General features: G+C 68.5%; 5 protein-coding genes. All 5 read left to right on the forward strand.

Translation table 11 applies throughout. From position 1 onward, the window contains the following. The first annotated feature begins 608 nt into the window (after positions 1 to 608). Positions 609 to 11,888: a type I polyketide synthase gene (locus OIE75_RS33150; protein WP_329473150.1), complete on the forward strand. Its 11,280-nt coding sequence runs from the start codon at positions 609 to 611 to the stop codon at positions 11,886 to 11,888. After that, complete coding sequence (locus tag OIE75_RS33155) at positions 11,885 to 14,305, forward strand: type I polyketide synthase (RefSeq protein ID WP_329473151.1); 2,421 nt, start codon at positions 11,885 to 11,887, stop codon at positions 14,303 to 14,305. Before OIE75_RS33150 ends, OIE75_RS33155 begins: the two co-directional genes overlap by 4 nt. Positions 14,306 to 14,348: 43 nt before the next feature. Continuing rightward, positions 14,349 to 15,695, forward strand: a complete 1,347-nt coding sequence (gene ccrA / locus OIE75_RS33160) for a crotonyl-CoA carboxylase/reductase (protein ID WP_329473153.1) — start codon at positions 14,349 to 14,351, stop codon at positions 15,693 to 15,695. A gap of 312 nt (positions 15,696 to 16,007) precedes the next feature. After that, a complete protein-coding gene (locus OIE75_RS33165; protein ID WP_329474104.1) occupies positions 16,008 to 16,736 on the forward strand; it encodes an NAD(P)-dependent alcohol dehydrogenase in 729 nt (242 codons plus the stop codon). After that, positions 16,721 to 16,858, forward strand: a complete 138-nt coding sequence (locus tag OIE75_RS33170; protein ID WP_329473154.1) for a hypothetical protein — start codon at positions 16,721 to 16,723, stop codon at positions 16,856 to 16,858. Before OIE75_RS33165 ends, OIE75_RS33170 begins: the two co-directional genes overlap by 16 nt. The last annotated feature ends 12 nt before the right edge of the window (positions 16,859 to 16,870 follow it).

Consider the following 16,870-nt stretch of genomic DNA (forward strand, 5'->3'; position numbering starts at 1 on the left):
CGTCGGTGAGACCGGAGCGGACGGCGAGCGGCGCCTGTCGCGGTGAACACGGCTTCCACCAAGCCCCCTTGACCCCGAGCAGGGCCGCCAGAGATGCGTGATCGGTTCCCGTCCGAGCGCGCCGGGCCAGTCGGCTTCTCCACCCACCGTCGGAATCAGCATCTCGGCCAAGGAAGCTGCCTCGCCGTATCCGACGGCTGGTTGAAGCCGTCGTGCACCTCCGCCCGGCGTGTACCTCCTACGCAGACGTGTCACCTTTGGAATTCAGTCCGGGCAGGACACCGAGAGGCGCCAGGGGAGCGAGGTGGGCCGGTACCGACGCATGGACTGTCGTTCTTGTCCAGCGCTCACCCTGGACCCGACAGTCCCTGTCTGCACCAGTGGCACTGTGTCAGGGTCGTGATGAAGGAGCGGCTGTCGGAGACGTCGCGGAAAACCCTCACACATCCGTGACTGCGCCCGACTCGTCTGCACCCTGACGCCCGGACATCACCGGGAGACCCTGATGAAGGCCATGGTGTCTGTGACGCCCGCCCCTTCCTCGCTGCCACATCCCCACAGTTTCCCGAAGCCGACTGAGTCGTCGCGTGTGCAAGAGGAGTGTGACCATGAGTGACATGGACGTTGCCGTTGCCGTGGTGGGGATGGCATGCCGCCTTCCACAGGCATCGACACCGTATGCCTTATGGCGTCTGCTCCGCAACGGGGAAAGCGGGATCACCAGCGCCCCTCCCGACCGGTGGGGTACGGGTCGGCCGGAGACCGGGAAGCGGTCCTCGACTCTCCGGGGTGGTGTACTCGACGATGTCGACCGATTCGATCCCGGCTTCTTCGGCATATCACCGCGCGAGGCAGCGGCGATGGACCCGCAGCAGCGGCTCTTCCTCGAACTGGGCTGGGAGGTTCTGGAGGATGCCGGTGTCGTGCCCGGGTCCGTACGGGACACCGCACTGGGTGTGTTCGTGGGTGCCATGTGGGACGACTACGCTCACCTGGCGTACTCGGACGACACGCTCACCTCGCAGCACACGATGACCGGCGTACATCGCAGCGCGATAGCCAACCGGCTGTCGTACGTGCTGGGTTCGCACGGCCCGAGCATGGTGGTCGATAGCGGTCAGTCGTCCTCGCTGGTGGCGGTGCATCTCGCCACCGAAAGTCTGTTGAGAGGAGAGTCGAGCCTCGCCATCGCAGGCGGGGTCAACCTGGCTCTACTGCAACAGAGTTCGGCCATCTCAGCGCGATGGGGAGCGATCTCGCCGGACGGCGAGTGCCACACCTTCGACGCACGGGCCAATGGCTACGTCCGAGGTGAGGGCGGAGGGGCCGTCCTGCTGAAGCCCTTCCGTCAGGCCGTCGCTGAGGGGGACCGGATCTACTGTGTCGTCCACGGCAGCGCTATGAACAGTGGCTCGGCCGGCACTTTGACCACTCCAAGTGTCGAGGCGCAGGGCGCGGTGCTCAGGGCGGCCTACAGGCGCGCCGGTGTGGACCCCGCAGGCGTGAAGTACGTCGAACTGCACGGCACCGGTACCCGCGTGGGCGACCCCGTCGAGGCGGCGGCGCTGGGAGCCGTGTTCGGTCCTGGTCGCGGTGAGACGCCGCTGGCGGTCGGTTCGGTCAAGACGAACGTGGGGCATTTGGAGAGCGCCGCCGGCATCGCCGGGCTCATCAAGGTCGCCCTCTGCCTGCATCACCGGGCCTGGGTGCCCAGTCTGAACTTCGAAGCGCCGCCGTCGGACATCCCGCTCGACCGGCTCAAGCTCGCGGTCCAGCGGGAGCTGCGGACGTGGGACCCGCAAGGTGGGCAGGTGCTCGCCGGTGTCAGTTCCTTCGGCATGGTGGGCGCCAACTGCCATGTGGTTCTTGGTTCTCACTCTTCCGCGCACGATCCCGAACGTGCGGCGCGCCGAGTCTCTCCCGTGCTGCCCTGGGTCCTGTCGGGTCACACACCTGCGGCTCTGCGTGCCCAGGCCGTGGCCTTGGCCGGGCATCTCGACGCTCCACCGGACGACGTGGCGTGGTCCCTGATACACAGCCGTACCGCATTCCGCCATCGCGCCGTCGTGCTGGGCGCCACCCTGCCCGACCTGAGGTCCGGCCTCGATGCCGTCGCCGGGCAGCGACCGCATCCCTCGGTGATGACCGGCGAGGCCGGCTCTGGCGGTCTCGCCGTCTTGTTCACTGGTCAAGGCGCCCAGCACCCCCGCATGGGAGTCCAGCTGTACGAGGTGTTCCCCCAATACGCCGAGGCCCTGGACGAGGTGTGCGCGCACTTCGACCGATGGCTCGACCGGCCGCTGCGCGACATGATCCTGAGCGGCGACGACCTCGACCCGACCAGGTGGGCGCAACCGGCGCTGTTCGCGACCGAAGTGGCTCTCTACCGGTTGGTGCGGTCGTGGGGGGTGCGCCCGGACGCTGTCGCTGGTCACTCGCTCGGAGAGCTGACCGCCGCACACGTCGCAGGTGTGCTGAGTCTGCCCGACGCCGTACGGCTGGTCGCAGCACGTGGGACATTGATGCAGGCCCTTCCGCCTGGCGGGGCCATGACGGCACTTGAGGCCACCGAATCCGAGGTCGCAGCACTGCTCGCCGACGAGACGGATGTCGGCATTGCGGCGGTGAACGGGCCCTCGTCGCTGGTGATCAGTGGCGCCGAAGCCGCGGTCGGGCGGGTGGCCGAGCAGGTGCGTGCCGCCGGGGGCCGCATCAAGCGGCTTCCGGTCAGCCATGCCTTCCACTCACCCCTCGTCGAGCCGATGCTGGCAGATTTCGCCGCCGTGGCTGATGAGATCGATTTCCGCGCCCCGGAGATCCCTCTGGTGTCCGGAGTGACTGGACAGGTGGCCACCGAGAGGGAGTGGGGTTCTCCCGACTACTGGGTGCGCCACGCACGCCTGGCGGTGCGTTTCCGCGATGTGGTCCACACGCTGCGCGATCTCGGTGTGACGACCGCGTTGGAACTGGGTCCTGACGCGGCGCTGACGCCCATGGTCGCCGAGTCGTCGGGCGAGCTGGCGGCAGTGGCCTCACTACGGGTCGGCAGGCCGGAAACGGTAGCGCTGATGGCGGCCGTGGCCAGACTCTTTTGCCGCGGCGTGGACGTCCACTGGGACGGTCTGTTCGATCGTCCGCGCCGTGCCGACCTGCCCACGTACGCCTTCCAGCGAGAGCGGTACTGGCTCGATGGCGCACACATTTCCCGGCCTGAGCGGCGGACCGCGTCGGACCGTGGCCTCTCCGCACCGCACGAGCGAAGCGAGGACGTCCCGCGCACCGTACGCATGGTGCGCGAGCTGAGCGATGCCGTCGGAGCCCAAGTCGCCACCGCCCTCGGGTACGAGGACCCCGCACTCGTGGACCGGAACGCTCCCTTCGCCGACCTGGGGCTGGACTCCATGACCGGCGTCGAACTGCGCGACGCGCTCAGCGCCTTGACCGGTCTCACCCTGCCCACAGGGTTGCTCTTCGACCACCCCACGGTGGAACGGCTGGTCGCGCATCTGCAGCAAGCGCTGTCTCAATCCCCGGACGATACGGGGGACGACCCCGTGTGGGAACGGCAGGACAGCGAGCCGATCGCGATCATCGGTATGGGATGCCGGTTTCCGGGAGGGGTCAACTCTCCGGAGGATCTGTGGAATCTGGTCGTCGAGGAGACTGATGCCGTCACCCCGTTCCCGAACGACCGCGGCTGGGATCTGGAGACGCTCTACCATCCCGACCCGCACCACCGAGGCACCTCCTACGTCCGCCACGGTGGCTTCCTGGACGACGCCGCCGCCTTCGACGCCGGCTTCTTCTCGATCTCGCCGAGGGAAGCGCTCGCTATGGATCCCCAGCAGCGGCTGCTGTTGGAGACCGCGTGGCAGGCCGTCGAAAGCGCCCGGGTCGCACCCGCGAGGCTGCGGGGGACCGAGACCGGTGTCTTCATCGGCGGCACGGACATGGAGTACGGGTCGAGCCTGTACGACGCGCCGGAGCACGTCGAGGGCCAGCTGCTGACCGGCACCAGCGCGAGCGTGATGTCTGGCCGGATCGCCTATCAGCTGGGCCTGCACGGGCCTGCGCTGACCGTCGACACGGCCTGCTCGTCGTCGCTGGTGGCACTGCACCTGGCCGCCCGGGCGCTGCGCGCGGGCGAGTGCGACCTCGCCCTGACCGGCGGCGCCACCGTCATGTCCTCTCCGGGCATGTTCCTTGAGTTCTCCCGTCAGGGCGGACTGGCTCCCGACGGGCGCTGCAAGGCGTTCTCCGCAGATGCCGACGGCACGGTGTGGAGCGAGGGCGTGGGCATGCTGCTGGTCGAGCGGTTGTCGGACGCACGTCGTCACGGGCACCCGGTGCTGGCCGTACTGCGAGGCAGCGCGGTGAATCAGGACGGCGCATCCAACGGGCTGACCGCCCCCAGCGGCGCGGCACAGCAGCGTCTGATCCGACGAGCCCTGGCTGATGCGCGGCTCGCACCCTCCGAGGTGGACGCTGTGGAAGCACATGGCACCGGCACCACGCTCGGCGACCCCATCGAGGCCGAAGCGTTGCTGGCCGTGTACGGCCAGGGGCGGCCCGAGGACCGTCCTCTGCTGGTGGGCACACTCAAGTCGAACTTCGGTCATGCTCAGGCTGCTGCCGGTGTCGCCGGCGTGATCAAAATGGTCATGGCCCTGCGGCACGGCACACTGCCGAGGACTCTCCACATCACCGAGCCGACGCCGCGTGTGCAGTGGGCGCAGGGCAACGCGGAGCTGCTCACCCGGACGCGTCCGTGGCCGGAGAACGGCCGTGCTCGTCGCGTCGCCGTGTCCTCGTTCGGGATCAGCGGCACCAATGCGCACGTCATCGTAGAGCAGGCCCCGGAGACCCATCCTGCGGCATCCGTTTCTACGGACAACCGGTATGTCGCGTGGGTTCTGTCCGGAACCGACGCCGCCGCGCTGCGGACCCAGGCGCTCCGGCTGCACAGCAGCCTTTCCCACCGTGACGACTGGCAGCCTCAGGACGTCGCGAGGTCCTTGGCGACCACGAGGACAGCGCTGCCCCACCGGGCGTCGGTAACTGGCGCCGGGCGTGAGCAACTGCTGCACAATCTGCGGGCCCTTGCCGAGGACGCCGGGGACGGGGAGCGCACCGGCACGGGCAAGTTGGTAGTGCTCTTCACCGGTCAGGGCTCCCAGCGGGTGGCCATGGGACGCGAACTGGCGCGCGAGTTCCCCTACTTCGCTCAAGAGTTCCAGAAGGTCCGCGACCTGTTCGACGAACCGGTGCGGCGTGTCATCGACGGCGACGACGAGGCCGCGCTGAATCGTACCGAGTTCACCCAGCCGGCGGTATTCGCACTGGAAGTAGCTCTCTTTCGACTGCTGCGGTCATGGGGCGTACAACCGGACTACCTGGCGGGCCACTCGATCGGTGAGATCGCTGCGGTCCATGTCGCCGGCGCCCTCTCGCTCCGCGACGCAGCCACTCTGGTGACAGCCCGCGGGCAGCTGATGCAGGAGTTGCCCGCAGGTGGGGCGATGGTCGCTCTCCAGGCGTCCGAGGCAGAGGTCGAACCGTTCCTCACCAGTGGTGTTGGTATCGCCGCCGTCAACAGTGCCACCTCCGTGGCGATTTCCGGGGCTGAGGACGAAGTCACTTCCCTGATATCCCGGTTCCCCGACCGCAGGTCGAAGCGGTTGCCCGTGAGCCATGCCTTCCACTCCCCCCTGATGGAACCGGTCCTGGAGCGCTTCCGGGAGGTCGTGGCGGGCCTGCGGTTCGGCGAGCCACGTCTCCCGATCGTGTCCATGCTTACGGGTTCCGTTGCCGCTGCCGACGAACTGCGCAGCCCCGAGTACTGGGTCCGGCACGCACGGGGCACCGTACGTTTCTCGGACGCGATCACGACACTGACCGGCCTGGGCGTCACCACGTTCCTGGAGGCCGGTCCGGACGCGGCGCTCACCCCCATGGTGGTGGAGGCGAACGTCGGCTCGACCGATGTCAGCGCGGTGCCGTTGTTGCGCGCGGACCGTCGTGAGGACGCCACAGCGGTTGCGGCCGTGGCCCAGTTGTTCTGCCGGGGACACGACGTCGACCTGGCCGTGCTGGCCGGAGACGCCCGGGTGGTGGACTTGCCGCCGTACTCCTTCCGGCGACAGAGATTCTGGCTGACGCCCTCGAAGGGTGCGGCAACGGGCGGGCAGCCGGAACCGGCACGAGAAGCAGAAGAGGAAACAGTGCAGGAACCGGCGGACGGAACGCCGTCAGCACTACGTGCCTTGGTTGGGGACGCATCCGGTGCCGAGCTCCACCGACTGCTGCTCAATGTGGTCCGAGGCACGGTCGCGACCGTGCTTGGCTATGACACGCCCGGTGCGCTCGACCCTGCTACCAGCTTCATCGACCTCGGGCTGACCTCGCTGACCGCCGTGGAGCTGCACGCGAAGCTGCAGGCCGCAACTGGTATTCCACTGCCGGTCACGATCGCCTACGACGCACCCACCGTCCTTGCCGTGGTCGACAGGCTCACCTCGCTGGAGACTCCGGCAGCGGAGGCCGCCCCAGCGGAGACGAAGGGTGGGATCGACGAGCCGATCGCCATCATCGGGATGGCCTGCCGCTATCCCGGCGGTGTGTCATCGCCGGAACAGCTGTGGCAGCTCGTCGCAGAAGGAACGGATGCCATCGCGCCCTTCCCGGACAACCGGGGCTGGGATATGGAAGCGCTCTTCGACGCTGATCCGAGCAGTTCCGGGAAGACCTACACCCGTCAGGGCGGATTCCTGCACGACGCGGGAGGGTTCGACGCCGGCTTCTTCGGTATATCGCCCCGGGAAGCGCTCGCCATGGAACCACAGCAGCGGTTGCTCCTTGAAACCGCCTGGGAGACCTTCGAGCGCGCCGGTATCCCCGTCGACTCGGTACGGGGCACTGCCACCGGTGTGTTCCTGGGTGCCTCGGCACAGGCGTACGGACCCCTGATGCACGAGGCGCCGCAGCATGTCGAAGGACACATGCTCACCGGCGGCCATCCCAGCATCATGTCTGGCCGTATCTCCTACCAGCTGGGCCTGAGCGGACCGGCGCTGACGGTGGACACCGCATGTTCCTCGTCACTGGTTGCCCTGCACCTGGCAGCCCGTTCACTCCATGCGGGGGAGTGCACGCTCGCGCTGGTTGGCGGTGCGAACGTCATGTCGCTGCCCGGTGCGTTGCTCGAGTTCTCCCGCCAGGGCGGGCTCGCCCCCGACGGACGCTGCAAAGCGTTCTCCGCCGACGCGGACGGTACCGACTTCGCCGAAGGCGTGGGCGTGCTGCTGGTCGAGCGTCTGTCGGACGCGCGACGCCACGGACATCAGGTACTGGCCGTACTGCGAGGCAGCGCGGTCAACCAGGACGGTGCGTCCAACGGTTTGACCGCCCCCAATGGCCAGGCCCAGCAGCGGATGATCCGCAGCGCTCTGGCCAATGCCCGGCTGGGCTTCCCCGACGTCGATGTCGTCGAGGCACACGGTACGGGTACCCGGCTCGGTGACCCGATCGAGGCGGAGGCGCTGCTTGCCACCTATGGAGTGAATCGGCCCGACGAACCCCTCTACCTGGGGTCGATCAAGTCGAACATCGGTCACACTCAGCACGCCGCGGGCGTCGCTGGCGTGATCAAGATGGTGATGGCCATGCGCCACGGCGTGCTGCCCAAGACGCTGCACGCAGAGGAGCCGAGTTCTCATGTGAACTGGTCGGCGGGCAAGGTGGAACTGCTCACCTCAGCCCGCTCCTGGCCCGAGACCCACCGTCCACGCAGGGCTGGGATCTCGGCGTTCGGCTTCAGCGGCACCAATGCCCACGTGATCATGGAGCAGGGTGACGCCGCGGGGACGGCTCAGGCGACCGACCGCCCTCCGTCCTCCGCTGTCATCCCTTGGGTGGTGACCGCGCGCAGTGAGTCGGCGCTGAGGGAACAGGCCGGCCGGCTACTCGACGCGGTGGCGGCAGGCGATGACGACCTCGCGGACATCGGCACGTCCCTGCTGGAGTGCCGCTCGATCCTCGACCACCGGGCCGTCGTCCTCGGGAAGGACCGTGACTCGCTGCTGGATGGACTTACGGCGCTGCGGTCCGCAACCCCTCATCCAGGCGTGGTGAGTGGCCGGGCCGCCGGTGGGGACGACGGTGTGGTGTTCGTCTTCCCCGGCCAGGGGTCGCAGTGGTCCGGCATGGCCACGGCCCTGCTGGAGACCAGTGAGGTGTTCGCCGAGTCGATGGCGCGCTGCGAGGCCGAGCTGTCTGAGTTCGCCGATTGGTCACTCCTGGACGTCCTGCACGAGGTGTCCGGTGCGCCGTCGCTGGAGCGGTTGGACGTCGTGCAGCCCGTCCTGTTTGCGGTACACGTATCGCTGGCCGCCCTGTGGCGGTCCATGGGGGTCGAACCCGCCGCGGTCGTCGGGCACTCCCAGGGGGAGATCGCTGCCGCGTGTGTGGCAGGAGCGATCTCTCTGCGGGACGGGATGCGGATCGTGGCGCTGCGCAGTCGCCTGATGGGGGAGTTGAGCGGCAAGGGTGCGATGCTGTCGGTCCCGATGCCTGCTGTGCAGCTGAAGGAACTGCTGCCGCAGCAGGGCGAGAGGCTGTCCGTCGCCGCTGTGACGGGTCCGCAGGTGACCGTCGTGTCCGGCGAACCGGACGCGATCGAGGAACTGTTCGCGAAGCTCGGGACTCTGGGTGTCAAGGCCCGCAGAATCGCCGGTGCGGACGTCGCCGGGCACTCCGCCCAGGTGGAGGTTCTGCGTGAACGTTTGCTGGAGATCCTCGCGCCGGTGGCCCCGCAGACCCCGACCGTTCCCTTCTATTCCACGGTCACCGGTGAGCTGCTCGACACGACGGTCCTCGGCGCGGACTACTGGTACCGCAACATGCGTGAACCCGTGCTGTTCCAGTCGGCTTTGGAGGCCCTGGGGAGGCGTCATCACCGCGTGTTCCTCGAGGTCAGCGCGCACCCCGTGCTCACTATGGGCGTGCAGGAAACGGTGGAGCAGATCGGCGGCGAGGTGCTGGCGACGGGATCGCTGCGCCGCGACCACGGCGGCCTGGACCAGTTCCTGTCGTCGGTCGCGACGCTTTTCGTCAATGGGGTAACGGTGGACTGGAGCGCGCTGCTGCGCGGCGCCGCGACGGTGGAACTACCGACCTACGCCTTCCAGCACGAGTGGTTTTGGCTGGCTGCGGCCGTCGGAACGGGCGACCGCGCCGGAGCCGTGTCGGCCGGCGCACATCACCCGCTGCTGGACACGGCGGTGGATCTCGCCGACGGACGGGGCACGGTGCTCACCGGCAGGATCTCAGCCGCTGCCCAGCCGTGGCTGACCGGTGAGGTGAGGGGAGGCCGGATCCTAGTGCCCGGCGCCTTCATCGCCGACTGGGTCGTCCGGGTCGGCGACCACGTCGGACTCAGGAAGGTCGATGACCTGATGATTGGCGCACCGCTGTTGATGCCCGAGTCCGGTGCGATCAGCGTTCAGGTCTCGGCCGGACCAGCGGACGAGTTCGGGCGCCGTGAGGTCACGGTCCACTCACGGCCCGACGACGGTGGTGATCCGCCGTGGACCCGGCACGCCGTGGCGATACTCAGTGAACATCCGGCCCGCGCCGAGTCCTTGACGAAATGGCCTCCTCCCGGTGCTGTCGACATGGATGTCGAGCAGTTGTACGAGAACCTGGAGGCCGCCGGGCACAGGTTCGAACCTGCCGCACGAGGGATACGCCGTCTGTGGCGTGCGGGGGAGGAGTTGTTTGCCGAAGTATCGCTGCAGGACGACTCCGTCGCCGGGGAGGTCACCGCGTTCCCGCTCCACCCGCTGTTGTTGGACGCGGCGACCCATCCCCTGCTGGACGCGGAGCACGCTGTCGTCGTCTCATGGTCCGGCCTGAGTGTGCTGTCCGAGGGGGCACGTGCCGTGCGGGTCCGCCTGACTCCCGGCCCCGATGGTGCTGCGTTGCTTCTGGCCGACGCGTCGGGGGCACCAGTGGCCGTCGCGGAAAAGGTGTGTGTCGAGCCGGTGGCCCAGGACACGCTCCGCGTGACCGACGCCGGTGTGCGGGAATCGCTGTACACCCTGGGCTGGAAGAGGATTCCGGTCGATCTGCGCGGGACCATGGACCACGGGTGGTCGACACTGCTGTCACCGGATCTGCCACACGCCGCCACCTGGCCCCTGACAGGTCACCCGGATCTCGGATCACTGGCTGCCGGCGGGATCCCGGAGGTCGTCCTGTTGCCACTAACGGGGACCGCCGGCCTCGATGTTCCCGCCGAGACCCACGATCTGGTGCAGAGCGTTCTGGCCCTGCTCCAGGCGTGGGTGGCTGACGAGCGATTCGAACACTCCCGGCTGGTGATCGTCACCAGCGGTGCGGGGCCAACTGTCCGCGACAGCAAACAGGTCGCGCTCGGCGCGGTGTGGGGACTGGTGCGGGCTGCGCAGTCGGAGAACCCGAACCGATTTGTCCTGATCGACCTCGACGATGTCGCTCGCGCTCAGTCGGTTCTGCCCCGGCTGCTCGCCACCGGTGAATCACAGATCGCGCTGCGCGGCGACGCGGTCCTGATGCCGAGGCTGGCGAGAGAACAGCCCGAGACCGGCCCGGCCGGGACGTGGTACGGCTCCGGCACGGTTCTCATCACCGGCGGAACCGGCGGCCTCGGCGCCCTGGCGGCACGACACCTGGTCGACGAGCACGGGGTGCGCGACCTGCTCCTGGTCAGCAGGAGAGGACCAAGCAGCCCGGGCGCGGATCGGCTGCGAACGGACCTGGAGCGGCGCGGCGCACGAGTACGAGTGGTGCGGTGTGACGTGACCGATCGTGCCCAGCTCGCCTCCCTGCTCGCCACGGTGTCCGACACCGCCCCGCTGACTGCGGTGGTGCATACGGCGGGCGTGCTCGCCGACGGCATCCTCAACTCCCTCACGCCGGATCAAGTTGCGGCGGTACTGCGGCCGAAGGTGGACGCCGCCTGGGCACTGCACGACCTCACCAGCGATCTGGACCTCTCGGCGTTCGTCGTGTACTCGTCGGTCGCGGGCGTGCTCGGTAACGCCGGGCAGGGCAATTACGCGGCGGCCAACGCCTTCATGGACGCACTCGCCACGTACCGGCACACCCTGGGGCTGCCCGCCACCTCCCTGGCATGGGGGCTATGGGGAACCGAGAGCGGCATGGGCTCTCACCTCAGTGCGGCTGACTTCCGCCGCATCGCTGACACGGGCGTGACGCCACTCGACGCCGAGCTGGGCATGCGGCTCTTCGACACCGCAGTGGCGTCCGGGCAGGCGCTGCACGTACCCGCCGTGTTCGATCTGGATGCACTACGGAACGACGGCGGCACACAGTCGCCCGTGCTCCGTGGACTCGTCGGAGCCGGCCCACGCAGGCAGGCATCCGACGGGAACGAAGAGGCTGGACTCGTGGAACAGCTGGACGGTCTCCCCGCCGACGAACAGGAACGAATGCTGCTTTCGTTCGTCCAACACCACGTGGCCGCCGTCCTGGGACTGGCCACCTCCGCCTCGGTCAAGGCGTCCAGCCCGCTCAGGGATCTGGGGTTCGACTCACTGACCGCGGTCACCCTGCGCAACCGTCTCAAGGCGGCCACCGCGTTGACGCTGCCGGTGACTCTCGTCTTCGATCACCCCACGCCGAGCAGCCTCGCCCGGTTCCTGCACGGCGAACTGGTACCGGACTCCGCACCCCGGGCCGCCGTCGTCGAACGACAGGTGCCCGGTCTGCTGGATGCCGTAGCGGCCGAGGGAACTCCTCAGACGGCGTCCCTCGACGACCTGGACGGAGCAAGCCTGCTGCGACTGGCCGCCCAGCAGTCATCCCCGCGATCTGGAGGAGACAAGTGACGAACGATTCCGTCGAGCCGTATGTCGAAGCGCTGCGCAGCGCACTGAAGGAAGTGCAGGCACTGCGGCAGCAGAACCATCGGCTGGCGGCCGTGCTGACCGAACCCGTAGCGATCATCGGCATGGCGTGTCATTACCCCGGCGACGCGGACTCCCCAGACGCGCTCTGGCAGCTGCTGCTCGACGAGACGGACGCGATCTCCTCGTTCCCCCACGACCGGGGCTGGGATCTGGACACGCTCTTCGACCCAGACCCGCACCACCACGGCACCTCCTACACCCGTCAAGGAGGCTTCCTGAGCCGGGCCGACCAGTTCGACGCCTCCTTCTTCGGGATCAGCGACCTGGAGGCGTTGTCCATGGACCCCCAGCAACGGCTTCTGCTCGAAACCGCCTGGGAGGGCGTCGAGGACGCCCGGATCGACCCAACGACCCTGCGCGAGACCAATACCGGTGTCTTCATCGGCAGCAACGCCCAGGAGTACCCCACGCTCGCCACCGAGCGCCTCGGTGATGTCGAGGGCATGGTCATCACCGGCAGCGCCACGAGCATCATGTCCGGCCGTATCGCCTACCACCTCGGTCTGACCGGCCCGGCACTCACCGTGGACACCGCGTGCTCCTCATCGCTGGTGGCTCTGCACCAGGCCGCCCGATCACTGCGCACACAGGAGTGTGACCTGGCTCTGGTCGGTGGCGCCACGGTGATGTCGACGCCGACAGCGTTCATTGAGTTCTCCCGCCAGCAGGCGCTGGCGCCCGACGGGCGCTGCAAACCGTTTGCGGCCGCGTCCGACGGAACCGGCTTCGCCGAGGGAGTCGGGATCGTGGTGGTGGAGCGGCTGTCCGACGCGGTGAGTCGCGGACGCCGGATACACGCGGTGATCAGAGGCAGCGCGGTGAACGCAGACGGAACGTCGAACGGACTGACCGCACCCAGTGGTGCCGCGCAGCAGAGGGTGATTCGCCGGGCGCTCGCCGACGCGCGGATCAGCGCCGCGGATGTCGATGTCGTGGAGGCGCACGGCACCGGAACCGAACTCGGCGACTCCGTCGAAGCCGCCGCGCTCCTGGCCACGTACGGCCAGGAGCGCCAGGCCCACGAGCCGCTCCTTTTGGGCACACTGAAACCCAACATCGGTCACACACAGGCATCCTCCGGCATCGCCAGTGTGATCAAGGTTGCGCAGGCGATGAAGGCGGGAGTGCTGCCGAAGACGCTGCACATCGATCGGCCGCACCCCGCAGTGGACTGGGCCGGCGGACACGTCGAGCTGATCGACAGAACCAGGAAGTGGCCGGAGATCGAACACCCAAGGCGTGCGGGCATCACCGCGTTGGGCATGAGCGGCACCAATGCTCACGTGATCCTGGAACAGCACCCGTCCACAGAACCGGACCGCGCACCCGGGCGCACGCCGCCGGTGCTGCCGTGGCCGGTCTCCGGACACTCGGCGGCCGCACTGGGCGCCCAGGCCCGGCGGCTGGCCGAACACCTCGACGCCCGTCCCGCCCCACACCCCACGGACCTCGCGTGGTCACTGGCGCACACCCGCGCGGCACACACCCACCGGGCCGTGGTGGTCGGGAGCGGCCTAGACGACCTGCGCGCGGGCCTGGCGGCCGTCGCTGATGCTCAGCCCAACGTGTCCGTGGTGACCGGTCAGCCCGTCGCGGGCGGAGTCGGCCTTGTTTTCACCGGTCCCGGGAGCGCCTTCGCCAGTATGGGCCGAGAGCTCTACGACGCCTGTCCGGCCTACGCCACGGCCATGGACGAGATCTGTTCGCACCTGGGCGCCGAGACCGGGACCTCAGTGCGGGCCGCGGTGTTGGGAGACCGCGCACCGCAGCCGCCGGGGTGGGCACCGCTGGTGGAGCTGACCTTCGGTATCTCCTACTACCGGCTGCTGAGCTCGTGGGGCCTGCGGCCGTCCCTGGTATCCGGGCGAGGAGCGAGCCGCGTCACGGCCGCAAACGTGGCCGGCCTGCTGTGTCTGCCGGATGCCGTACGCCTGGCCAAAGCCGTGGGAAGCGGTTCCCGGAGTGAGGTCCAGCAGGTACTGGACGGGCTGTCCTTCACCAAACTGGAAACTCCGGTCCCCTACGCCCACGCCGAGCTGTGCACCGCCGAGTTCTGGTTCGGTACGGACACACCCCCGCCGGACCTCTGGAAGCAGCGGGACGTGGCCACCGTCGTCGAATGTGGCCCCGCGTCGGTGGAGGCCGGACCCGGCGTCACCGTACTGCGCGCGCCCGGGCCCGAGTCGATGACGGCCATCACGCTCCTGGCTCAACTGTTCTGCCGAGGCGTGGAGATCGACTGGGAGGCGGTGTTCCACGAGGCCGAGCCCGGCACCGTCGATCTGCCCACCTACGCCTTCCAGCGCGAACGCCACTGGCTCGCGGAATCACGCTGACCCCTCCCATTGAACGGAACGCCCCCTTGCGAAAGGCGAAACGATGACGACTCTGTCGGAGACAGTACTGAGCGGCGGCACACCGGAGGAGATCGAACGTGCCGACATCCCGCGGGAATACCTCGCCGCCCACCTCGATGTAGCGGACACGGACATGTTCCGCGGCATGCGGGACAAGGACGTCCGCAAGTCGCTGCGCGTCGGCCATGTGCCGACACCAGAGCTGGCTCCGGACGAGGTTCTCGTCGCGGTGATGGCCAGCTCGATCAACTACAACACCGTCTGGGCGGCGATGTTCGAACCCATCCCGACGTTCCGGTTCCTCAAGCAGTTCGCCCGCCAGGGCGGCTGGGCGACCCGGCACGACCAGCCCTACCACGTGCTCGGCTCCGACGCCTCCGGGGTGATCGTACGCAAGGGTTCCGGAGTGCGCCGATGGAACATCGGTGACCATGTTGTCGTCCATCCGGTGCAGGTCGATGACCAGGAGCCAGCGACACACGACGATGCCATGCTCGGTCAGGAACAGCGGGCCTGGGGCTTCGAGACGAACTTCGGCGCCTTGGCCGAGTACTCGGTGGTCCGCGCCAGTCAGTTGCTGCCGAAGCCGGCCCATCTGACCTGGGAGGAAGCCGCGTCCAATCCGCTGTGCGCGGGTACCGCCTACCGTATGCTCGTCGGGGACCATGGAGCCCGGCTCAAGCAGGGGGACGTCGTCCTGGTATGGGGTGCAGCCGGAGGGCTGGGCGGATACGCCGTGCAGTTCGCCCGCAACGGCGGTGCCGTTCCAGTCGGTGTGGTCGGTTCGCCGGAGAAGGCCGAGGCGGTACGTCGGCTGGGCTGTGACATCGTCATCCAGCGCAGTGAGATCGGGCTAGACGGCGACCCGTCCGACGACCCTGCTCAGGTCATCGCCATAGGAAAGAGGCTGGGCACGATCATCCGCGAGCGCACCGGCCGGGACCCGAACATCGTGTTCGAACACGTCGGACGTGCCACCTTCGGTATCTCACTGTTCGTCGCCGCACGCGGCGGAACAGTCATCACCTGCGGGTCGAGTACGGGCTACCAACACGTCTATGACAATCGGTATCTGTGGATGCGGCTCAAGCGAGTCATCGGCAGCCATGCGGCGAACCTGCAGGAGCAGTCGGAATGCGGGCAGTTGATCAGCTCGGGACGGATCGTCTCGACGATGTCCCAGGTCTTTCCCCTGAGCGAAACCGGCGAAGCCGCACGGTTGGTGCAGGAGAACGGGCACATCGGCAAGGTCGCCGTGCTCTGCCAGGCACCGAGCGCCGGCCTCGGCGTCACCGACCAGCGCTTGCGGAGCGAGATCGGCGCCGAGCGACTGGCTCCGCTGGTGGATTTCGTGGGTGACACGCAGTGACGCGGCCCGGGTGAGCGCGGCAACAGGTCGGCGCCGGATGGACGTGACCGGGGCTGGTCGAGGGATCGGCTGACACTTCACCGAGCAGCCGCTGGAGCGCGGAGCCGGGAAAGTCCACGCGGCCGCTCGCCCCCCCCGGGGAGTCAACCGGTATGCGCTCTCCGCGGTCCCGGCCCCGGTCCCGAGGTCCCGCTGAATGTCCTCGCCCCGTCACGCCGACCCACCCGTAAGACATGTCACCCAGGAGACCAAGACGCGCGTGCCATACAGTTCGACCGCTTCGGCCCGCCCGAGGTGCTGCGCGTCAACGACGTGCCCCCACCCTGGCCGGGGCCGGGAGAGGTCCTTGTCGAGGTGCACGCCGCAATCGTGGACGCCGGCGAGACCGTCTTCAGGGCGGGCAAGATGCGCCGGGTGATCCGCACCCGCTTCCCTCGCGGTTTGGGCAGTGACGTCGCCGGCCAGGTCACGGCCGTGGGCAGCGGCGTACGCGCCTGGAACGTCGGAGATGCGGTGTTGGGACTCATGCCGCACCTCAGCTCCGGGGCTCTTGCCGACTACCTCGCCGTGCCCGCACAATGGCTTGCCCGTGCCCCGAAGAACCTGAGTCCGATCGAGGCCGCCGCCCTGCCCGCGTCGGGCACCACCGCGATGACCGCCCTCACCGACAGGGCGCGGCTCCGGCCCGGGGAACAACTCCTGGTCCGGGCTACCGGCGGCGTCGGCAGCGTTGCCGTGCAGCTGGGCAAGGGGCTCGGCGCGCATGTCACAGCCCCGGCCGGTGCCCGCAACCTCGATTGGATCATCCCGGCTCGCCCCCGACGAGGACAAGCTGGTCCTGCTCCGGTCGATGACATCAGGACACCGTCCATCGGCCTGTTAGCCAGGTCAGCGATCGGCGGAGCCTGCTACCGGGAGTTCATCGGGCGCGATCCCGAGCGCGCTCCACGGCTGATCACGGCCAACGCGAGTCCGCTTCAGGCCCATTGCGTCAACCGGATGGCATCACGATGCCGCTGCCCGACATGGCTCACCTGGTGACCGGGACCGCTGAGTCGTTCGTCTGCACCGACTTGATCAACGGACAGGAGCAGGACGCGGCCAAGACCGAGGCGGCCGTCACCGCGCTGCCGCTCGGAGCATCGTGGCCGGAAGATCCCTGACGCGTCTGCGAA

The organism is Streptomyces sp. NBC_01723 (assembly GCF_036246005.1).
Classification (GTDB): Bacteria; Actinomycetota; Actinomycetes; order Streptomycetales; family Streptomycetaceae; genus Streptomyces.